Consider the following 21,001-nt stretch of genomic DNA (forward strand, 5'->3'; position numbering starts at 1 on the left):
ATTCAGGCAGTACCGGCGACAGGGCCGGTGCTGCCGGGTCATTCCAACGCCTTGAGCTTGCCCTCGATATGCCGCCGCTCCGGCGCCTGACGCGTCAAGTCCAGCGCCTGCCGCCAGGCCGCACGGGCCTTTTCAACCTGCCCCAACTGGCAATGCAGCTCCGCCCTTGCCGCATGCGCCAGGTGGTAGTCGCGCAACTCACCCGTCGCCAGGATCGTTTCAACCTCCACCAACCCCGCCTGCGGCCCATCCCGTTTGGCCAGTGCCACCGCTCGGTTGAGCGCCACCACTGGTGACGGCCATTGCCGCTGCAGCACATCGTAAAGGCCGACAATCTGTGCCCAGTCCGTTTCACTGGCGCTCCTGGCCTGCGCATGCACCGCTGCAATGGCCGCCTGCACCGTGTAGGCACCGAACGCCCGGCTGCGCAACGCCCGCTGCACCAGTTCACAACCTTCATTGATTTGCGCACTGTCCCACAGGCTTCGATCCTGCTGGTCGAGCAGCACCAGATTGCCCTCGGCATCGCACCGTGCTCGCTGGCGTGAGACCTGCAGCAACATCAGCGCCAGCAACCCGACCGCCTCCGGGTCCGGTAGCAACTGCACCAGCAAGCGGCCCAGCCGAATCGCTTCGTCACTTAACGCCTGCTGCAACAAAGCCTCGCCCGAAGACGCCGAATAGCCTTCGTTGAACACCAGGTAAATCACCCGCAACACGCTTTCCAGGCGCTCAGGCAATTCGTTCAGCTCCGGCACCTGGTAAGGGATGCGTGCATCGCGGATCTTGGCCTTGGCGCGCACGATGCGTTGGGCGATGGTCGCCGGGCTCTGCAGGAAGGCACGGGCGATCTGCTCGGTGGTCAGGTCACAGACTTCGCGCAGGGTCAAAGGCACCTGCGCATCGGCAGCCAGGGCCGGGTGGCAACATGTGAAAATCAGCCGCAGGCGATCATCGGCGAGCAACGCCTCTTCACTGGGGTCTGGCCCCTGGCCCTCGATGAGCATGATCAGGTCAGCCTGGGAACGGTCGAAACGCGCGCGGCGCCGCACCGCGTCAATGGCCTTGAAACGGCCGGTCGATACCAGCCATGCACGTGGATTTTGCGGGATACCGTCGCGTTGCCAGCGCTCGACGGCAATGAAGAAGGCATCATGCATGGCCTCCTCTGCCAGGTCGAAATCCCCCAGCAGGCGGATCAGCGTGGCCAGGATACGCCGTGAGTCCCGGCGGTAAACCGCCTCGATTTCAGCGCGCACCTGCAACAGCGTTGCCATCAGTCCGGCATCCGCTGGGTCACCACCTCCACCAGGCGGTCCAGGCTTTCTCCCCACCCCTGGTGAAACCCCATTTCTTCATGGGCCGTGCAGTCGGCAGCGCTCCAGTGCCAGGCCCGAGCGGTATAGCGGGTCTTGCCATGTTCCTCGTCAAACGTCACCACTGCGGTCATGAAGGCTTTGGCAGACGGCACCCAGCCTGGCCCGAACGCATCGGTGAACACCAGCCGACGTGGCGCGGCAATCTCCAGGAACACACCCTGGGTGGGGTACTCGGTACCGTCGGGCGCGCGCATCAAGGTACGAAACAGGCCGCCGACCCAGAGCTGCATTTCACATTCCGGCGTGGTCATGCCATGCGGCCCCCACCACTGCATCAGCCACCGGGGTTCGGTCCAGGCACGAAACACCTTGGCGGGCGGGGCGTCGATCAGGCGGCTGATGGACAACTCGTGCTGCGCTTGCGCAGGTTGGGCAAGGCTCATTCTTGTTGTTCTCCGTTGCGGTCAGGGTTGCAGGTCGCGCACGGGCCTCACTTCAACGCTGCCGACCCGTGCTGCCGGGATGCCTTTGGCAATGTTCAATGCCTCGTTGAGATCGCGGGCATCGACCAGGTAAAAACCCGCGAGCTGCTCTTTGGTCTCGGCGAACGGGCCATCGGTCAGGCTCATGTGGCCACTGCGCACGCGCACCGTGGTTGCGGTCTGCACCGGTTTCAGCGCCTCGGCCGCGAGCATGCGCCCACAGCGCTGCAGCGACTCGGCGTAAGCCATGCATTCGGCATCTTCGGGGCTGTCGGGCAGGCTGTGCAGCAGCCCCTCGTCACAATAGACCAGGCACAGGTATTTCATGGTGATCTCCACGGCATTGGCAACGTGCGTTTGGCGATAGCGGATCAGGGTTTGAGATCGAACAGCGCTTTCTGGGTTTCCATATCGAAAGGCGCCGACCAATGTTCGTGGATGACCCGCCACTGGCCGGCGGCCTTGCGATAGCCCACGGTGACACGCATGAAACCGCACTGGCTTTCGTCGTCCGACGGGCCGCAGCGGTTGAGCCAATGGGCCAGGCCCAGGTCGCCATCGGCGTATACCGTGAGTTCGGCCAATTCGAAAATCATCGGGCCGGTGCAAAAGCCCATGCACAATTCCCAATGGGCCTGGTACGTGGCCTTGCCCTTGAACTGCAATTGCTTGATCGCATCGAAGGCGACGATGTCGTCGGCATAGGGGGCGGTGATTGCTGGGATGTCACGATCGCGCACCGCTTGCATCCAGCGCTCGATCAGTTCACGGATTTCGCTTTCGGCCTGGGTATTCATGAGGAGCTCTCCGACGTGCTGGTGGCGCCGGTACTCGGCGCCTTCACCACTGGTCGAACGGGACCGCTGCAAATCGACAACAGGCAGAAAAAAGGCTGAAGAGCGTGGTTGCCCCCCAGTAGCCGCCTACACCGCCGGGCTGGCCAGTATAAATTCGCGATAACCTGAAACGATCACGTACACCGCGAAATAGCAGAAAATCGCCGCCGAAAGCAGGTACGACCAGGTCAGCAAACGGTCACCGAGCAGGCGCCCACCATGGCTGGCGATGCCGCACAGGCTCAGGCACCAGACCAGCCCTGCGGCGAAAAAGCCGCCAAGAAACAAGCCGGCTTCCAGCAAGCTACCGCCACCGGAGCGGGATATCAGCACGCCACCGACAGCGGCGAACCACAAAATGGCGGTGGGCGACGACATGGCCAGGAAGATACCGCGCATGAACTCGCGCCAGGCCGATTCCGCCACCGCCTCGCTACGCACTTGCATATGCCCGCCGCGCCAGGCCGCCAGCAGCATCTTCAGGGCGAACCACACCAGCAGCGCCGAACCACCCAGCCACAAGGCCCAGCGCACGCTCTCGAACTGCAGCAACACGGTCATGCCGGCCAGCGCTGCGATTGCGTACACCAGGTCACCGACGCACGTCCCCAGGCCGAGCCAGAAGCCTTGCAGGAAACCGCGCTGCATGGCCAAGGTGATCATGGCGATATTGGCCACACCGATATCCAGGCACAAGGACAGGCTGAGGAGAAAACCGTTGGAGAAAGGCATGGGGTACTCGATGGCCGCTGATGAGCGCCGTAGAGCCTACCACGAGTAGGTTGCATCAGGTTCCCATCACAACAAGGCTGTCAAACCCAGCTGGCACTCATGGCAAAAGAATCATTCAAAACCTTCACTACCCGTGAGAATCTGCGCATACCGGCCCCGGTCCACGTTCGCCCCGCTCAACACCACCGCCACACGCTTGCCGGCCTGCCGTTCGCGCTCTTGCATCAACGCGGCTAGCGCTGCAGCGCCTGCACCTTCGGCAGTGTTGTGCGTAGCCTCGTGGTAAACCCGCATGGCCTCGGCGACCTCACTGTCAGTGACCCGCACGATCCGCGCAGCATGTTCGTGCACCAGGGCAAAGGCTTGTGGATGGGGTACCCGGCAAGCCATGCCATCGGCGAAGGTTTCAGCAGTGGCGGTGGTAACGATACGACCCTGCTCGAAGCTTTGTGCATAGGCATCGGCGGCACTGGACACCACACCGACGATCTGGGTACTCAAACCTAGCAGGTTACGCGCCTGGATCAGCCCGCAAATGCCTGACCCCATGCCAATCGGCACGTAAACGCAGTCCAGATCACGCACAGCCTCGAACAGCTCCAGGGCATAAGTGGCCACGCCGCGCACCAACTCCGGGTGAAACGAAGGCACCATGGCATAACCCAATTCTTCAGCCAGCCGCGCCGCTTCCTCACGGGCCACATCGAAGTCCACACCATACTCGACCAACTCGGCGCCCAGTGAGCGCATGGCAGCGTTCTTCTCTGAGGAGTTGCCCTCAGGCACTACGATGACCAACGCAATGCCTGCCTGCCGCGCCGCCAGGGCCATGCTTTGCCCGTGGTTGCCACGTGTCGCGGTCACCAGCCCGCGGGGAGGATTGCCCCCGGCCAGCAGCGAGCGCACATACACCAGCCCGCCCCGGACCTTGAAGGCCCCGGTAGGTGCGTGATTTTCGTGCTTCACCCACACCTTGCAGCCCAGCCGCTCAGCCAGCAACGGCCAGGCGTGCTGGGGGGTGGCGGGTACGTGTTGGTGAACGTAATCGGCGGCTTCGCGCAGGGCGGCGAGGTCGAACATGGCGATCATCCCTTCTCGGTGTGTAGTTGATCCGATCCTAAGCGACGGGCATTGTATGGGTACAACCTTATATTGCATGGGTAGCAATTTCGTGTGGATCCCGCAGCTCGTCGATGATGACCAACCCCGGTATCTAGCCTTGGTCGATGCAATAGGCAACGCAATCGAGAGCGGCGTGCTCAAGGTCGGTGACCGCCTGCCGCCGCAACGGCGGCTAGCCTGGAAACTGGGCCTGAACCCCAGCACCACCCAACAAGCCTACCGTGAAGCCGCCGCCCGCCACCTGGTGGCCGGCGAGGTGGGCCGCGGGACCTATGTGCTGGCTGGAAGCAAGGAAGCGACCTTGTTTCGCCTCAAGCACTGCGAAGGGCAAAAAACGCTGATCGACCTGTCGACCAATGTGCCAGTCGCCGATCCGCACAATCATGATCTGCACGACTGCTTGCGCCAGCTGCTGCAAGATCGCGACCAGGGCTTGCTCGATCATTACCTGGGCCCCGAGCAGTTGCTGCTGGGGCGCATCCGTGGCGCCCACTGGCTGGCCAATCGCGGCCTGGCCCTGTCGGCGGACCAACTGTTGCTGTGCGGCGGCGCCCAGCAAGCGCTGGCACTGGTACTGCAGTCATTCTGCCAGGCGGGCGAGCCCGTGATGCTGGAAGCCCTGACCGCGCCGGGCATCAAGGCCGCCTGCCGGCAACTGCGGCTGCCCGTGCATGGCGTGGCCCTGGACGACCAAGGCCTGCGGCCCGATGACCTGGACCGGGTGGCGCGCGCCAGCGGTGCCCGCGTGCTGGTGACCACCCCCACCCTGCACAACCCTACAGGCGCCTGCATGGATGATGGTCGCCGCCAGGCAATCGCTGGGGTGGTCAAACGCCTGGGGCTGCTGGTGATCGAGGATGATGTTTATGGCGCGCTCAGCGGACGACCGCCGCTCTACCCATTATTGGGCGATCAGGGGATCTACATCAGCAGCCTGTCCAAGACGGTGGCTGCAGGCTTGAGGCTGGGCTGGATCGTGGCCAGCCCGAAGTTGCTGTCACAGGTCGACCCGCACGCCCAGGCCAGCCACTGGCCAGTGTCGCCATTGGCTCTGCATGTCGCCTGCCAGTGGATCGATGACGGCACTGCCGCCCGGCGGCTGGCCTGGCAGAAAGCAGAACTTAGCCAGCGCTGGCGCCTGGCACGCAGGCTGCTGGCCGATGGGTTGCACAACACAGGCCAGCCTTCACCCCATGCGTGGCTGGGCACGCCGCAGGGGGCTGAGGGGGTGGTACGGCGGTGCCGTGAGCAAGGTGTGGAGGTCGTCCCGGCGAGTGTCTTCGCCATTGGCGCGAGCGAGGTGCAGGCCGTGCGCATCAGCCTGTCGGCGGCAAGCAGCCGGGCTGAACTGAAACGAGGGCTGGAGGTGGTACGGCAGGTACTGACCCGCCAATGACCCGAGGGTGACGCAAGCGGCCTGCCCGCTACTGCCCGGTGCGAATAGGCCGCTGACGCAGGACCATCAACCCTGCTGGCAACCTTCGCCCATGGCCCGGTACTGAATGGTGTGCACCTGGCCTTGATGGTCTTCATAGGTCATGGTCGCAGGCACCACTTCGCAGACATTGGGGATGGTCGACAGGTTGATCACCCGTTTGATGTCAAGGTTCATGGAGTAGTCGTACTGCTGGGCCACAGGCTCGGTGGAGACGGGTTTGGCCTCATCGGCAAGGGCGAACGAGGACATACCGACCAATGCAAGAATCAGTAATGGTTTCATGGATGTTTGGCCTTTGAATCAATCAAGCTGATCGATTGACTTCATATGCCGTCAATGGCGCGGAGAAGTTGTCATCAACTGCAAAGATGACACGAAGTACCGATCCCGCTGTGTCGTACTGCCAGGGGGGATAGGTCAAATTCTACTCCCGGTATGGAATAGTTGAACCCCGAACTCGGACATTCACCCTTGCAGTTTTTGCAACAATCTGCGACAAAGCGAAACGGTTTGATGGCCCGAAATCATTGGGCTAGAGCTGTTTGCCAGCGGAACGCCATGCCTCCACTCCTTTGTACCCCACTGACCGACCTGGAACGGCGGCTGCTGGACCACTTCTATCGCCAGAATGGCTCGCGTATGCGCGCAGCCAGCGACGGTGAGTTGTGGGTGGCGCGCAGCGGCGCAATCATTGGTGGCTTGAGCTTGAGCGCTGTTGCCGGTGGCCAGTGGCTCACCGGCCTGCTGGTAGCGCCAGCGTGGCGAAACCAAGGTGTCGCCGCACGCCTGGTCCACGCAGCACTGGGCGAAGGGCGTGGCCCCACGTGGCTGTTCTGCCACCCGGACCTCGAAGCCTTTTACCACCGCCTGGGTTTCTCCCCTGCGAGCGTGTTGCCTGAAGCGCTGGGGTCACGCCTGGCCCGCTATCAACGCAGCAAACGGCTGATAGCGATGGTGCAGGGTCAATCGTCGCTGGCGTCCAGGCCAGGGAACAGCACCTCGGTGTAACCGAACTTGGCGAAATCCTGAATCCGCGAAGGGTACAGCCGCCCGATCAAGTGGTCGCACTCATGCTGGACCACGCGGGCATGAAACCCATCAGCGACCCGGTTGACCGGATTGCCCTGCGGGTCGATGCCCTCATAGCTGATGTGCTTGTAGCGAGGCACGACCCCGCGCAGGCCGGGTACAGACAAGCAGCCTTCCCAACCCTCCTCGATCTCAGTGGACAGCGGGGTGATCACCGGGTTGAGAAGAATGGTCTGTGGCACCGCTTCGGCATCCGGGTAACGCTCGCTGCGCTCGAAACCGAAAATGACCAGTTGCAGGTCGATACCGACCTGCGGTGCGGCCAGCCCCACGCCGCCGACATGGCGCATGGTTTCGAACATGTCGTCGATCAACTGCTGCAGTTCGGCGCTGCCGATCAGGTTTGCTGGCACGGGTGCAGCGACGCGCAGCAGGCGTTCGTCGCCCATCTTGAGGATGTCACGGATCATCGCGGGTTCGGCTCGGTGGGCTGGGGCTCGACAGGGTGTTCATGGCCGAGCACGGTCAGGGTCTGCTTGGGTTCATCGCCATCGAAGTCCTTTTCGCCAGGGTCTTTGCCCTCAGCGGACATGTGTTCGATCACAGCATTCATCTCCGCACCCAACAACAACACGGCGGCAGAAATGTAGAAATACAACAGCAACACGATGACCGCACCGATACTGCCATACATGGCATTGTAATCGGCGAAAGTCTTCACATAGTAAGCGAAAGCCAGCGAGGCGATGATCCAGACCACCACCGCCAGCACCGAGCCTGGGGTGATGAAGCGAAACTTCTGTTTCACGTCGGGCATCACGTAGTAGATCACCGCCACCGCCACCATCATCAGGATGATGATTGCCGGCCAACGCAAGATCGTCCACACCGTGACGATCACTTCCTGCATGCCAATCTGCGCGGCGATCCACTCCATCACCTGCGGCCCCAGCACCATCAATGCGGCCGCAGCCAGCAACATACCGGCAATGCCGACGGTATAGAAAATCGACAACGGTATGCGCTTCCACACCGGGCGCCCTTCGGGCACGTCATAGGCGGCGTTCATGGCACTCATCATCAGCCGTACGCCTGCAGATGCAGTCCACAGCGCGATGACGATACCCACCGACAGCAGGCCACCTTTGGACTGCTGCAACTGATCGATGACCGGGTTGACCTGTTCCAACGCCTGGGGGGGCAATACCAGTTCCGACTGCAGGCGCAGCCAGGAAAAAAAGTCCGGCAAGTGCAGAAAGCCGATCAGCGCAATGAGGAACAGCAGGAACGGGAACAAGGAAAACAGCATCTGGTAAGCAAGCGCAGAGGCGTAAGTGGACATCTCGTCGTCAAGGAACTCCTTGACGGTGCGCACCAGAATACGGTGAAGGGGCAAGCCACCCAGGTCGGGAAAAATCATAGCGTCTCCTTTCGCCGCTTGATCAGTACATCAGGGAAGTCTAATAGACCACGCGACTGGTGTGCTGCTCCCTGCTGGACTTGAAGAAAATTCGCACTCTTGAACGACAGCCCCATCACCGTCTGCTGGCGACGGGGCTGTGCTCATACTTCGATCAAGGCTTTTTCACAGCATCCTTGACGTCACCCTTGATCTGCTGCCCTTCGCCCTTGACTTCCTGGGCCTTGCCTTCCGCACGCAGCTTGTCATTGTCGGTGACTTTGCCAACACCTTGCTTGATGTTGCCCACTGCTTCGTTGGCCATACCTTTGATTTTGTCTTTGGTGCCGCTCATGGCAAATCTCCTGCAAATGGAGACACGTAAACCGTGTCGACAGAAGGTGGACCCAGCGGCCACGCCAGGAGTTTCAAACATTTTTGCACTCGCAAGCTGAGCGGTAAATCTGCGGGCGAATACCGCACTGAATCGGCTTCCTACGCCTGCGCATTGCCGGCCTGCTGCCCTAGAATCGCGGGCAAACAGCAGCCCAATGGCGGCTGCATGCCTATAAAAACAACAGCTTACGGAACCCTGCACCCATGCGTTTGATGCCCCTGCTCGCAGCTTTGCTGCCGCTGCTTCCCCTGCCTGCGCTCGCTGGCGCACCGGCCACCGAAACCCTGCGGGTCGACCGCTACGCCGACGACGGCCAGCCAGGCACCCTGCGCTGGGCGATCGAAACCAGCAACCAGAACCCCGGCCACTACCGCATCGACATCGCCGCAGTCGGCCAAGCGCCGTTCGTCATTCGGCCGACCCGCGCGCTGCCTGAAATCAAAGGCCCGGTGCAGATCACCGGCCTGCCTTGGGCGCGCGACGGCCAATACATCGCCATTGACGGCGCCGGCTACATCAAGGACCAGGGTGTACGTACCTGCCCCGGCGCCCTGCCCGGCCAGTTCGGCACCAACGTGCGCACCACCACCAACCCAGGGCTGGTGCTGCGCGACACCCAGGGCGTCCACCTCAGTGGCCTGGAAGTGCGTAACTTCTGCATCGGCATTCTGGTCAACCGCGCCAGCCACAACGTCATCGAAGACAACCGCATCGTCGCCAACAAGGGCGGTGCCGGCATCATGCTCACCGGCGATGACGGTGCCGGTAACCCCACAGCCACCACCACGGTGAACAACAAGGTGCTGCGTAACCAGTTGATCGACAATGGCGACGGCCTGGAGCTGACCCGCGGCGCGGCGTTCAACCTGGTGGCCGACAACCTGTTCCGCTCGACTGACGCCAACCCAGAGCCGTCCCAAGGCATCGAGATTCTGCTGGGCAACGACAACAGCGTGGTCCGCAACCGTTTCGAAAACTACTCCGACGGCTTGCAGATCAACTGGGGCAACCGTAACTATCTGGGCGCCAACACCTTCAGCGGCAACTCGATCGGGGTCAGCGTCACCGGCCAAGGCAATATCCTCGACGGCAACCTGATCCACGGCAACCGCATCGGCGTGGCCCTGCGCCCAGAGCCGGAGGTCACCACCACGCGCCTGACCGGTAACCGGATCTGGGGCAACAGCCAGGATATCCGCCGCTGCGAAGCTGGCGGCTCCTGCGTACCCGATCAGCGCACAGGCGCCATCGTGTTTGGCGTGCCAGCCCAGGCCCATGCACTGTACGTAGGTTCACGCGGGGTCGGTGCAGAGCTGCCGAAAAAGGACCAGGCCGTGATCTGCGATGCCCAGGGCCAGCCCAAGCCCTGCCAGGCGTTGCCCAACCACAACCAGCAAGCCCCACGGCTGCTGGCCCTGGAAGGCAATGTGCTGCGCGGTGAAGTGCAGGGCCCGGCATCGAGCCTGCTGCGGATCGAGCTGTTTGGCAATGCCCAGGTACAAGGCACTGAGGCCGAGCAGTACCTGGGGGAAGTGCTGGTGAACAGCGATGCCAAGGGGCAGGCGCAGTTTGCCCAGGTGCTGGAGAATGCCGAGGGGATGCGCAGCTTCACCGCCACCGTGACCACGGCAGACGGCGCGACCTCCGAGCTGAGCCAGCCGCTTCGCCGTTAGTGTCGATGGCCTCCTCGCCGGTACGCGACGAGGAGGCCCGCAAACCTTGCTCCGCTACCCGCCACGCCTCACAATGCAGCCCTTTATAGCGTCACGCCGCAGGAACCTGCATGAAACTCGACAAACCCGCCGCCATTGCCCGGCGCAACGAAGCATTGGCCAAGCCAGTGCTGACCAGTGCCAACACGCTGTTCGCCATCCTCGACCCCAAACGCAACCTGTGGTGGTTCGAAGTGCCGGTGGCGCTGCTGCGCAAGGGCCAGCCCGACTGGGTCAACCTGCTGCTGCACAGCCCTGAAAGCGACGAACTGCAGCACCTGAAGGTCCCCACCAACTTCCTCAAGGCGCATCAGGAGCAGATGGAAGTGCGCAATGCTGGCAAGCGCCGCTCGACCATCAGCCTGGCGCTGAGCGCCGACCGTGATTCGCTGCTGCGCGACACCCGCCCGGGCGGCGAGCAGCTCGACTTCAGCACATTCGTGCAGGCCTGACCTCAAACCCGCTCGATGCGATCGTCATGGATGACGATCCGGCCCTGTTTGAACAACGCGCCGATGGCCTTCTTGAAGTTGCCCTTGCTGACGTTGAACATGCGGCTGATCACCTCTGGGTCGCTCTTGTCGCACACCGGCAACACGCCCCCTTCGGCCTCCAGGCGCTGCATGATCTGCTCATGCAGCCCGTCCGCCAGGGCCTGGCCGACCGGCTGCAGGCTCAACGCGATCTTGCCGTCATGGCGCACTTCTTTGATGAAACCCTTCTCATGCATGCCCGAACGCATGAACTTGAAGATCTCATTCTTGTGAATCAGGCCCCAATGGCGGTTGTTGATGATGGCTTTGAAGCCCATCGGCGTCTCCCCCGCCACCAGCAGCTCGACCGGCTGACCGACCTGATAATCGGCCGGGGTGCGGTCCAGATAGCGGTCCAGGCGTGACGTGGCGGTGATGCGCCGGGTGCGCTTGTCGAGGTAGACATGCACCACGCAGTAATCGCCGACCTTCAGTGGCCGCGCCTCTTCCGAGTACGGCATCAGCAGGTCCTTGGACAGGCCCCAATCGAGGAAGATGCCCGCACCGTTGATGTCCTTGACCTTGAGGCTGGCAAACTCGCCCACCTGCACCTTGGGCTTCTCGGTGGTGGCGATCAGCTGGTCTTCGCTGTCCAGATAGAGAAACACGTTGAGCCAGTCATCGACCTCGGTTTCGGCGTTCTTCGGGATATAGCGCCCGGGCAGCAGGATCTCGCCGTCGGGGCCGCCGTCCAGGTAGAGGCCGAAGTCCACGTGTTTCACGATTTGCAAACTGTTGTAACGCCCAAGCAGAGCCATTTCCGATGTTCCTCAAGACAAGGCGGCTATTCTACACCTGAAGCCAGCGCGCCGCCCGACCGCTGATTCGGCGGAACCGTCGCGGGGTACTCGCGTCTACCGTGTGGCCAGCCATCTGCAAGGGATCAGCACATGTTTCTACGCCTGTCCAAAGCCCTGATCATCGCCACGGCATTCGCGCTGGCACTGGTGGCCTGCAGCCGTATAGACCTGGCCTACCGCAACCTCGACCGGCTGGTCCCGTGGTCGCTGGACGACTACCTGGCCATGAACCGCGAGCAGCGGTCGCTGCTCGACGAACGGCTCAAGCAGCACCTGGCCTGGCATTGCACGACCCAACTGCCTGGCTACCTGGACTGGCTCGACCGCATACGCTCCATGGTCGCCGAGGGGCAAGTCACTGACCAGGCGCTGCAACAGCGCATGAATGAAGCCCGCCAGGCGATCGGTCGCGTCGCAGAAGCGATCACCCCGTCGGCCACCGAGCTGCTGCGTGGCATGAGCGACGCCCAGGTCGCACAGATGGGCGATGCATTCCGTGAAGACATCAGTGAACGGCAAAAGAAATACGTCGATACCCCCCTGCCCAAACAAGTCGCCCGCCGTGCCGAGCGCATGGAAAAACGCCTGGCACCCTGGTTCGGCGAACTCACCACCGCACAACGCCAGCGTGTGCAAGCCTGGGCACAGGCGCTGGGCGACCAGAACCGCCAGTGGATCGCCAACCGTGCGCACTGGCAACAACAGCTGATGCTGGCCATGAACCAGCGCAGCGATGCCAGTTTCGAACCGCGCCTTGCGCAATTGCTGCAGCGCAAGGAAAGCCTGTGGACCCCGCAATACCGCGCCGCCTTTGAGAACAGCGAACAGCAGACACGCAGCCTGTTGATCGACCTGCTGCAACAGAGTAGCCCGGCCCAGCGGCAGTACCTTGAGCAGCGGCTGGCCAAGGTGCGTACCGACTTCAGTGAGCTCAAGTGCCTGAAGGGCTAGGCAGGCAGCCCGGCAACCCGCCTCAGCGCCCTTTGCGCCGATACGGGAACACATCGATCACCTTGCCTTCGCGGATGGACGCCTGCAGCCCCTTCCAGTAGTCCGCGTCGTACAGTTCCCCATGCAACTTGCTGAATAAACGCCGCTGGCCGATATCGGCAAACAGAAACGGCGGGAACTCCTCCGGGAACACATCGTGCGGCCCGATCGAATACCACGGTTCCCCCGACATCTCGTCCTCCGGGTAGCGCGGCGGTGGGATATGGCGGAAGTTCACCTCGGTCAGGTAGCTGATCTCGTCATAGTCGTAGAACACCACACGACCATGGCGGGTAACCCCGAAGTTCTTCAGCAGCATGTCCCCCGGAAAGATGTTGGCTGCGGCCAGCTGCTTGATGGCCAGGCCATAGTCCTCCAGCGCTTCGTGTACCTGGGCTGCGCTGGCCTGCTCCAGGTATAGATTGAGCGGGATCATGCGCCGTTCGGTCCAGCAATGGCGGACCAGCACCGTGTCGCCCTCCACGGTCACGGTGGACGGCGCCACCTCCAGCAGCTCGGCCAGGCACTCTGGCTCGAACTTGCCCCGGGGGAAACGAAAGTCGGCGAACTGCTGGGTATCGGCCATGCGCCCGACCCGGTCGACACTCTTCACCAGGCGATACTTGTCGATCACGGTGGCGCGGTCGACCGTCTTGGAGGGCGAAAAGCGGTCCTTGATGATCTTGAATACGGTATTGAAGCCCGGCAGGGTAAACACACTCATGACCATGCCGCGCACACCGGGTGCCATGATGAAACGATCGTCGGTACTGGCCAGGTGGTTGATCAGGGCGCGGTAGAATTCCGACTTGCCATGCTTGTAGAAGCCGATCGAGGTATACAGCTCGGCAATATGCTTGCCTGGCAAGATGCGCTTGAGAAAATTGACGAACTCCGCCGGCACCGGCACGTCGACCATGAAGTACGAACGGGTGAAGGAAAAGATGATCGACACCTCGGCCTCGTCGGTGATCAGCGCATCCGCTTCGATGCCATGGCCTTCGCGGTGCAGCAGCGGTATCACCAGGGGCCACTGCTCGTCGCTGTTGTACAGCCGGCCCACCAGGTAGGCACCCTTGTTGCGGTACAGCACCGGCACGAACAACTCAACGGCCAGCGCCGGGTCCTTGCACACCCAGTCAGGCAGGCAGTCGCGCAACTGCTCTTCAAGGCGTGACAGGTCGCTCTCAAGGTCACCGTAATCGAACGCATAGGCGCAGAAGATAGACCGCAACAGGCCCTTGAGGCTGCCGTCGGGTCTATAGGTGTGGGTCTGTGCGGCGCGCTCGTGGCTGCGTATCGAAGGCCGGGTGGTATGGATGAACATGCAGCCGTCGTTGATCTGATCATGGCTGAACAGGCTGCAGAACAAGGAGTTGTACCAGGTCTCCGACAGCTCATCGTCCAGCCGCGGGTCGATCAGGCGTATATAGGCACTTTTCACCAACGGCCACTGCTCGACCTCCAGCAGCACCTCCTCGTCGAACCCGTCCCGCAGCCAGCCGTTGACCTCACCGACCTTCTGCTCGTAGAGGTTGATCCGCGCCGCTGCTGCCCGCTGGATATCCTGCCAGCGCGCCTGCTCGAAGCGCTCGCGGGCGCCCAGGGTGATGCGGCGAAAGTGTTCGCGGTAGTCATCGAAGCCATCGAGGATCATTCGGGCGATTTCGCCGGCCGGCCAGTGCTGGGTCATGCAGGACACCTCGGTGCGGGGTGAGATAGACAGCTTAGCCGCCGGTGGAACTTTGCGAAGCCTCTACCGGCTTGCAGCGCAAGAAAGGACAAGAACAGCCCGAGCGCCATCGCGTACACTCGCGCCCTGCCCTGTACCCGGAGACCACCGTGAGCCCCATCGCCCTTACCCGCCTGCTGACCCTTGCCGCCGTCTGGGGGGCGAGCTTTCTGTTCATGCGCATCATCGCACCTGAACTGGGCACCGTGCCTACCGCCTTCTTTCGCGTCTCCATCGCCTGCCTGGGCCTGATCGCCATACTCGCAGCAGCGCGCGTACGCTGGAACTTCGAGGGCAAACTCGGCGCTTGCCTGGTGCTGGGCATGATCAACTCAGGCATCCCCGCCACCTTCTATTCGGTGGCAGCCCAGGTACTGCCGGCAGGCTATTCGGCGATCTTCAACGCCACCACGCCCCTGATGGGTGTGCTGATTGGCGCACTGTTCTTCCGCGAGGCCATGACCCTGCCCAAGCTGTGCGGCATCTTCCTTGGCCTGTTCGGTGTCGGCATTCTCAGTGGCGCGGGCCCGGTGGCGCTGGACCTGGCACTGCTGCAAGGCGCCCTGGCCTGCCTGGCGGCAACCACCTGTTATGGCTTCGCAGGCTTTCTGGCGCGGCGCTGGATCAGTGGCCTGGACAGCCGCCTGTCAGCGCTCGGCAGCATGCTCGGTGCCACCCTGATGATGACGCCCCTGTTTGCCTGGAGTGCGCTGACCCAGCCGCCTGCCAGCTGGGGCGGCTGGCAGGTATGGCTGTCGCTGCTGGGCCTGGGCCTTGTGTGCACGGCCTTCGCCTACATCCTGTACTTCCGCCTGCTGGCCGAGATAGGGCCGGTCAAGGCCAGTACCGTGACCTTTTTGATTCCGGTTTTCGGCGTGCTGTGGGGTGCGTGGCTGCTGGACGAATCGCTGTCGATGGGCCACCTGTATGGCGGCGTGCTGATTGCAGCCGCCCTCTGGCTGGTCCTCAAGCCCACGCGCCGCGCCCTGGCCTGAGAGAGAGCTACTGCCTTGCTCAACTTCTAAAAGTTGGCGCGATCCCGGTGGGAACAGCTGTCTTGCTCAACCTCTAAAAGTAAAAGCTGGCGCAATTCAAGTGGGAGCCGGCTTGCCGGCGATGGGCCGCAACGCGGACCCAGATGCTCGCTGGCCCAGTCGAGCGCGCTCGGGGTATTACAACTCCGCTATGGGGGCTGCTGCGCAGCCCATCGCCGGCAAGCCGGCTCCCACCTCGATCGCGCAGCTCTTCAGACCTGCGCTTTACCTGTGGAAGCAACTGTCTTGGTCAACTGCTAAAAGCTGGCGCATCCCGGTGGCAGCCGGCTCGCCGGCGATGAACGCAACACCGTTTCACCTGTAAAACCACACAGTTTCACGTTACCGAAAATGCCCGGCAACTACGCACGAAGCCAACTCATGCGCAGTTGCTGGGCATTTTTGTGCCACATAGAAAACTACGTTTCATATATAAAACAAAGCAAAACATATCAGAAATTCGCAACTCATTAATAAATAAACACTTTCATATTTAATTTTGGAAATTTCTCACCTGGCATTGTTCATGCACTAAACGGCGTATCACCTATAAAACAGACCAGAGACCGCGCCCATGGCTGTGAAAGAGATGTACGCAATCGCCCCGCAATGGCATGAACCGCAGCGCAACGAACACCCGGCCCCCACGGAAATCGAATTCCGCAATGTCGGCAAGGCGTTCCCCGCCAAGGGCCAGGCCGATGCCCCGTTCGCCATTCATGGCGTGAACTTCCAGATCCGTCGCGGCGAAGTGGTGTCGATCATCGGTCCTTCAGGCTGTGGCAAGAGCACCATCCTCAACATGGGCTCGGGCCTGTACCGGCCCACTGAAGGCGAAGTGCTGGTCGGCGGTGAAGCCGTCAACGGCCCGGTCCCGAAAGTCGCCTTCATGCTGCAGAAAGACCTTTTGATGCCGTGGCGCAGCATCCGCCGCAACGTCGAGCTGGGCCTGGAAATCCAGGGCATGCCTGCCAGCCAACGCAAAGCCATCGCCGAGGATCTGCTCAAGCGCTGCCACCTGCAAGGCTTCGCCGACCACTACCCATTCCAACTGTCAGGTGGCATGCGCCAGCGCGCCGCGCTCGCCCGCACCCTGGCGATCGACCCGCAGGTACTGTTTCTCGACGAACCGTTCTCGGCCCTTGATGCGCAGACCAAGATGATCCTGCAACAGGACCTGGCGCAAATGCTGTTCGAGGAAAACAAGACCGCCCTGTTCATCACCCACGACCTGGTCGAGGCCATTGCGCTGTCCGACCGCCTGCTGGTGATGAGCGCCCGCCCCGGCACGATCATCGAAGAGATCGAAATCGACCTGCCCTATCGCAACAACCCGCTGGAACGCCGAAAGCTGCCGGAAATCGGCCCGCTGGCCGGCCGCCTGATGGATCTGCTGAAGGTCGGCGAAGACCTCGACCTGCACTGACCGACGCCCCACTCACCACTCGGGAGTTAGCATGTTCACCACACACCTCAAGCGCATGGCTCATACCGCCCTGGCAGCCTTGGCACTGAGCCTGGCAGCCCAGGCCCAGGCCGAGCCGACAAAGGTCACCTACCTGCTGCCTGCTCCACCCAGCCTGCCAGCGTTCGCGCCGTGGATCATCGCCAAGGAGAAAGGCTACTACCAGGCCCAGGATCTGGACCTGACTTTCATCGCCGCCAAAGGCGGCGTCGACGTGGCCAAGCAGATCGGCGCCGGCAACGCCCTGGTTGGCGGCGCCATCGGTGATACGCCGATCATCGTGCGCCCCAACGGCATCCCGGTACGTGCAGTGGCGGTGCTCGGTGGCGGCGGGGTGACCATGATCGCGACCAACGCCGGCGAAAACATCCACTCGGTCAGCCAGCTCAAGGGCAAGACACTGACGGTGATGTCCTACTCCGACACCACCTACTACGCCCTGCTCGCTTCGTTGCGCAAGGCTGGTTTGAGCAAGGACGATGTGGATATCCAGGCAGCCGGCCCCTCGGGCGTGTGGCAACTGTTCTCGGCCAGCAAGGCCCAGGCCATGGCCGGGGTACCGGACTGGGTGGTCAACGCTGAAGACGCCGGGCTCAAGTACGCGCTGATTCCACGCGAGCAGGTGTTCGAAAGCATGGCCCAGGCGATCCTCGCGTCAGACGACGCCATCGAACATCACCCGCAGATCGTTCGCGGTGTGGTTCAGGCCACCCTGCGCGGCCTGCAGGACATCATCGATGACCCCAAGGCCGCCGCCGCCACCTTCGCCCGTGCAGTCCCGGCTTACGCCGGCAAAGAGGCCTCGCTGGAAAAGACCCTGCGCCTGTACGTGGAATACGTCTACGCCGGCCAGCCGGTACTCGGCCGCATCGACCCGGTGCGCCTGGACACCGTGCGCAAGTTCTACGTCAGCGAGGGCATCGTCAACCGCGAACCCAAGCTCGAAGAGCTCTACAGCAACCAGTTCATCGAAACCCGAACCGCGGCCCAATGACGGCCCGGCAATGACAAGGTAAGCGCCCGATGAGAAAGCTCAACCCTTCCGTGGCCGGCAGCATCGCCCTGCTGGTCTTGTTCCTGGTGCTCTGGCAATGGGGCCCGGGGCTGGTCGGCATGCCCGAGTTCGTCATGCCGCAACTGAGCCGGGTGGCTCAGGAAAGCGTGCTGATGTGGCATTCCGGCGGCCTGCTGGAACACACCCTGATCACCGCCTTCGAAATCATCGTCGGCTTCGCCCTTGGTGCTCTGCTGGGGGTCGCTATCGGCGTCTCGCTGGGGCTGTCGCCCTCGGCCGAAGCGATGCTTTCACCTTACATCCTGGCGCTGCAGATCGCGCCCAAGGTGGCCTTCGCCCCGCTGTTCGTGATGTGGTTGGGCTACACCATCTACCCGAAGATCCTCATCGCCATCCTGATCGTGTTCTTCCCGGTGATGATCAACGTGCTTTCGGCCATCCGCACCGTCGACCCCGACATGATCAACCTGGTGCGCACCATGAACGCCAGCCGCTGGCAGATCTTCCGCCTGGTGGAGTTCCCTTCGGCCATGGCCGCGTTGTTCTCCGGCCTGCGCATCGCCTCGACCCTGGCCGTGATCGGCGTCACCGTCGGCGAGCTGGTGGGCGGCAACCAGGGCCTGGGCTTCCTGCTGGTGGATGCCGAAGGCCAGGGCAACACCGCAGGCGTGTTCGTCGCCATCGTCATGCTCACGCTGATCGGCGTACTCGCCTACGGCGCCGTGGTGTGGGCCGAGAAGCGCGTCCTGCACTACCTCCCCAAAGCCATGCTGAGTAGCCAATGATGAGCAGCTTCAACAACCTTCTCCAGGGCCGCCGCGTGCTGGTCACAGGTGGTGCCCGCGGGCTGGGCTATGCCTTTGCCCAGGCCATAGCCCAGGCCGGCGCACGGGTGGTCATCGCCGATGTGCTCGCCGGGCGTGTGCAACAGGCTGCCTGCGAGCTGAGCGGTATGGGCCTGGATGTCAGCGGCGTCAGCCTGGACCTTGCCAGCCCCGAGTCTATCGAGACCTGCATCGAGCGCACGGTCAAACGCCTGGGCGGCCTGGACGGCCTGGTCAACAACGCCTCGATCACCAATTCCGGCGGCAAGAGCTGCGAGGAACTGGACATCGAGACCTGGGACCAGGTCATGCAGGTGAATGTGCGCGGCACCTGGCTGATGACCCGCGCCGCCCTCCCGGCACTGCGCGAAAGTGGCCGTGGCGCGGTCATCAACCTGGCGTCCGACACCCCCCTGTGGGGTGCACCGAACCTGCTGGCCTATGTCGCCAGCAAAGGGGCGGTGATCGCCATGACCCGCAGCCTGGCCCGCGAGCTGGGCAACGCCAACATCACCGTCAACGCCATCGCCCCCGGCCTGGTGCTGGTCGAAGCCACCGCCTATGTGCCCGAGGCCCGCCACCGCCTGTACACCGAACAACGGGCAATCCAGCGCCCGCAACTGCCCGACGACGTCAGTGGCGCGGTGCTGTTCGCCCTGTCCGACTTGTCGCGCTTCATCACTGGACAAACCCTGCCGGTCAACGGCGGGTTCGTCATGCCCTGAGCAAAGGAGACCTTCATGACCGACCTCTCTGTGCAACACGACGCCCCCAAGACCTGGGACCGCCCCGCCGACGCCGACCTGGCCAGCTGGATGCAGACGCGCATCGCGCGCTATGAAACGCGCCGCTACGACTGGGATGCGCTGAAGTTCCAGGCCGACTACGACCCCAAGTACCGCCGCGCGCAGATGCGCTACGTGGGCACCGGCGGCACGGGCGTTGGCAGTGACATGAACACTATTGCCTCCGAGCACTTCACCTTCTCCACCATGGTCATCCCAGCCGGCCACGAAGGCCCGCCCCACCTGCACACCGACGTCGAGGAAGTGTTCTTCGTGCTGCGCGGCAAGCTCAAGGTGATCATCGAAAAAGACGGCGAGCGCTTCGAAACCATCCTCACCGACCGCGACCTGATCTCGGTGCCGCCAGGGGTGTACCGCGAAGAGATCAATGTGGGCGACGAGGACGCACTGATGTGCGTGATGCTCGGTGCCAAGAAGCCGTTGACCCCGACCTATCCACCAGCGCACCCGCTGGCCTCGATCAAGCGCGGGTAAGCCGATGATGCCGATCACCCTCATCGCCCCCTTGCTCAGCCTGCTCGAACAGCGCTTCGCCCAGCGCCTGCTACGCCTTGACCAGGGCCTGCAGGCAGTACGTGAAGCGGGCAGCGGCGCTGCCATCGTGCTGCTGCATGGCATCGGCTCGGGCGCGGCCAGCTGGTTGCAAGTGGCCTTGAACCTGAGCGAGCGGGCACGGGTGATCGCCTGGGATGCCCCCGGCTATGGCCAGTCCACGCCACTGCCCAAGGCTGTGCCGGGCGCCGGCGACTATGCCGGGCGCTTGCTGCAGACACTCGATGCCTTGGGCATCGAGCGCTGTGTGCTGGTCGGCCATTCCCTGGGGGCGCTGACTGCCGCCGCGTTCGCCCAGGCCCACCCGCAGCGGGTCAAGCGCCTGGTACTGCTCAGCCCGGCACGCGGTTACGGCGCGCAACCGGCGCAAGGGCTGGCCGTGCGCAGCAAACGCCTGCACAGCCTGGCGCACCTGGGCATCGGGCAAATGGCCCGCGAGCGCAGTGCACATTTGCTCTCGCCAGACGCAGGTGCCCAGGCGCTGGCCTGGGTGCAGTGGAACATGGCGCGGCTACAGCCGCACGGCTACCGCCAGGCCATCGAGCTGCTGTGCGGCGACCACCTGTTGCGCCACGCGCCGCTGGCAGTGCCCTGCGAAGTGCACTGCGGCAGCGCCGACAGCATCACCCGCGCCGACGACTGCCAGGCCTTGGCCGACGCTCTGGGCGCCCCTTTCCAACTGATACCCGGCGCCGGCCATGCCTGCGCCATCGAACAACCTGACACGGTGACGGGCCTGCTGGCCCGCGCCCTCGACGCCTCTCTCACAGGTAGCGCGCTATGA

24 protein-coding genes are annotated in these 21,001 nt (G+C 62.9%); 12 read left to right on the forward strand and 12 right to left on the reverse strand.

The genetic code is table 11. The annotated features are described in order from the left end of the window. Positions 1–38 precede the first annotated feature (38 nt). From ABRP30_RS20905 to ABRP30_RS20930, 6 genes are all read right to left on the reverse strand, one after another. The gene (locus ABRP30_RS20905) at positions 39–1,277 is read right to left on the reverse strand and encodes an RNA polymerase sigma factor (protein WP_267817953.1); all 1,239 of its coding nucleotides are present in this window, start codon (positions 1,275–1,277) and stop codon (positions 39–41) included. Then, the gene (locus ABRP30_RS20910) at positions 1,277–1,762 is read right to left on the reverse strand and encodes an SRPBCC family protein (RefSeq protein ID WP_241806065.1); all 486 of its coding nucleotides are present in this window, start codon (positions 1,760–1,762) and stop codon (positions 1,277–1,279) included. Before ABRP30_RS20910 ends, ABRP30_RS20905 begins: the two co-directional genes overlap by 1 nt. A gap of 21 nt (positions 1,763–1,783) precedes the next feature. Beyond that, positions 1,784–2,128 (reverse strand): YciI family protein, encoded by a 345-nt coding sequence (locus tag ABRP30_RS20915; RefSeq protein WP_241806064.1) that lies wholly within the window; start codon positions 2,126–2,128, stop codon positions 1,784–1,786. A 44-nt stretch (positions 2,129–2,172) separates the two neighbouring features. Then, positions 2,173–2,598, reverse strand: a complete 426-nt coding sequence (locus ABRP30_RS20920) for a nuclear transport factor 2 family protein (protein ID WP_241806063.1) — start codon at positions 2,596–2,598, stop codon at positions 2,173–2,175. Between the two features lie 126 nt (positions 2,599–2,724). Next, a complete protein-coding gene (locus ABRP30_RS20925; RefSeq protein ID WP_349974652.1) occupies positions 2,725–3,369 on the reverse strand; it encodes a LysE family translocator in 645 nt (214 codons plus the stop codon). Between the two features lie 111 nt (positions 3,370–3,480). Then, positions 3,481–4,449: a threonine dehydratase gene (locus ABRP30_RS20930; protein ID WP_349974653.1), complete on the reverse strand. Its 969-nt coding sequence runs from the start codon at positions 4,447–4,449 to the stop codon at positions 3,481–3,483. A gap of 76 nt (positions 4,450–4,525) precedes the next feature. Between ABRP30_RS20930 and ABRP30_RS20935 the strand changes: the two genes are divergently transcribed. Next, positions 4,526–5,887 carry a PLP-dependent aminotransferase family protein gene (locus ABRP30_RS20935; protein ID WP_349974839.1) on the forward strand — a complete coding sequence of 454 codons (1,362 nt, stop codon included), beginning with the start codon at positions 4,526–4,528 and terminating at the stop codon, positions 5,885–5,887. 66 nt (positions 5,888–5,953) lie between these two features. Here the strand turns inward: ABRP30_RS20935 and ABRP30_RS20940 are convergent, their stop codons facing one another. Next, entirely contained in the window at positions 5,954–6,211 is a 258-nt protein-coding gene (locus ABRP30_RS20940) for a DUF2790 domain-containing protein (protein ID WP_008098787.1), read from the reverse strand. A gap of 276 nt (positions 6,212–6,487) precedes the next feature. Between ABRP30_RS20940 and ABRP30_RS20945 the strand changes: the two genes are divergently transcribed. Next, positions 6,488–6,937 carry a GNAT family N-acetyltransferase gene (locus ABRP30_RS20945; protein WP_349974654.1) on the forward strand — a complete coding sequence of 150 codons (450 nt, stop codon included), beginning with the start codon at positions 6,488–6,490 and terminating at the stop codon, positions 6,935–6,937. Here the strand turns inward: ABRP30_RS20945 and def are convergent. From def to ABRP30_RS20960, 3 genes are all read right to left on the reverse strand, one after another. Beyond that, positions 6,892–7,428 (reverse strand): peptide deformylase, encoded by a 537-nt coding sequence (def, locus tag ABRP30_RS20950; RefSeq protein WP_349974655.1) that lies wholly within the window; start codon positions 7,426–7,428, stop codon positions 6,892–6,894. The two genes, ABRP30_RS20945 and def, sit on opposite strands and share 46 nt — an antisense overlap. Next, positions 7,425–8,378, reverse strand: a complete 954-nt coding sequence (locus tag ABRP30_RS20955) for a YihY/virulence factor BrkB family protein (protein ID WP_349974656.1) — start codon at positions 8,376–8,378, stop codon at positions 7,425–7,427. The genes def and ABRP30_RS20955 overlap by 4 nt, the downstream gene beginning before the upstream one ends. Positions 8,379–8,532: 154 nt before the next feature. Further along, positions 8,533–8,712: a CsbD family protein gene (locus ABRP30_RS20960; RefSeq protein WP_267817971.1), complete on the reverse strand. Its 180-nt coding sequence runs from the start codon at positions 8,710–8,712 to the stop codon at positions 8,533–8,535. 245 nt (positions 8,713–8,957) lie between these two features. Between ABRP30_RS20960 and ABRP30_RS20965 the strand changes: the two genes are divergently transcribed. Further along, positions 8,958–10,427 carry a NosD domain-containing protein gene (locus tag ABRP30_RS20965; protein WP_349974657.1) on the forward strand — a complete coding sequence of 490 codons (1,470 nt, stop codon included), beginning with the start codon at positions 8,958–8,960 and terminating at the stop codon, positions 10,425–10,427. Positions 10,428–10,537: 110 nt separating this feature from the next. Beyond that, entirely contained in the window at positions 10,538–10,918 is a 381-nt protein-coding gene (locus ABRP30_RS20970; RefSeq protein ID WP_241806055.1) for a hypothetical protein, read from the forward strand. 2 nt (positions 10,919–10,920) lie between these two features. Here ABRP30_RS20970 and ABRP30_RS20975 read toward each other — a convergent pair whose 3' ends face one another. After that, positions 10,921–11,757, reverse strand: coding sequence for a S1 RNA-binding domain-containing protein (locus ABRP30_RS20975; protein ID WP_267817975.1), 837 nt, complete (start codon positions 11,755–11,757; stop codon positions 10,921–10,923). Positions 11,758–11,889: 132 nt separating this feature from the next. Here ABRP30_RS20975 and ABRP30_RS20980 point away from each other — a divergent pair, with 132 nt between their 5' ends. After that, positions 11,890–12,750 (forward strand): DUF6279 family lipoprotein, encoded by an 861-nt coding sequence (locus ABRP30_RS20980; protein WP_349974658.1) that lies wholly within the window; start codon positions 11,890–11,892, stop codon positions 12,748–12,750. A 22-nt stretch (positions 12,751–12,772) separates the two neighbouring features. Here ABRP30_RS20980 and aceK read toward each other — a convergent pair whose 3' ends face one another. After that, complete coding sequence (gene aceK / locus ABRP30_RS20985; protein WP_349974659.1) at positions 12,773–14,482, reverse strand: bifunctional isocitrate dehydrogenase kinase/phosphatase; 1,710 nt, start codon at positions 14,480–14,482, stop codon at positions 12,773–12,775. Between the two features lie 149 nt (positions 14,483–14,631). Here aceK and ABRP30_RS20990 point away from each other — a divergent pair, with 149 nt between their 5' ends. The 7 genes from ABRP30_RS20990 (at position 14,632) to ABRP30_RS21020 (ending at position 21,001) form a co-directional block, all read left to right on the forward strand. Continuing rightward, entirely contained in the window at positions 14,632–15,516 is an 885-nt protein-coding gene (locus tag ABRP30_RS20990) for a DMT family transporter (RefSeq protein ID WP_349974660.1), read from the forward strand. 628 nt (positions 15,517–16,144) lie between these two features. Beyond that, complete coding sequence (locus ABRP30_RS20995; protein WP_349974840.1) at positions 16,145–16,981, forward strand: ABC transporter ATP-binding protein; 837 nt, start codon at positions 16,145–16,147, stop codon at positions 16,979–16,981. Between the two features lie 55 nt (positions 16,982–17,036). Further along, on the forward strand, positions 17,037–18,014 hold the full coding sequence (locus ABRP30_RS21000) for an ABC transporter substrate-binding protein (RefSeq protein ID WP_241806134.1): 978 nt from the start codon (positions 17,037–17,039) through the stop codon (positions 18,012–18,014). A 29-nt stretch (positions 18,015–18,043) separates the two neighbouring features. After that, complete coding sequence (locus ABRP30_RS21005) at positions 18,044–18,820, forward strand: ABC transporter permease (protein WP_241806050.1); 777 nt, start codon at positions 18,044–18,046, stop codon at positions 18,818–18,820. Next, on the forward strand, positions 18,817–19,584 hold the full coding sequence (locus ABRP30_RS21010) for an SDR family oxidoreductase (protein WP_267817980.1): 768 nt from the start codon (positions 18,817–18,819) through the stop codon (positions 19,582–19,584). Before ABRP30_RS21005 ends, ABRP30_RS21010 begins: the two co-directional genes overlap by 4 nt. A 15-nt stretch (positions 19,585–19,599) precedes the next feature. Continuing rightward, positions 19,600–20,139, forward strand: a complete 540-nt coding sequence (locus ABRP30_RS21015) for a cupin domain-containing protein (protein WP_241806048.1) — start codon at positions 19,600–19,602, stop codon at positions 20,137–20,139. A gap of 4 nt (positions 20,140–20,143) precedes the next feature. Beyond that, positions 20,144–21,001, forward strand: a complete 858-nt coding sequence (locus ABRP30_RS21020) for an alpha/beta fold hydrolase (protein WP_349974661.1) — start codon at positions 20,144–20,146, stop codon at positions 20,999–21,001.

It is taken from the genome of Pseudomonas sp. WHRI 8519, from assembly GCF_040224055.2.
GTDB classification, from domain to species: domain Bacteria; phylum Pseudomonadota; class Gammaproteobacteria; order Pseudomonadales; family Pseudomonadaceae; genus Aquipseudomonas; species Aquipseudomonas putida_X.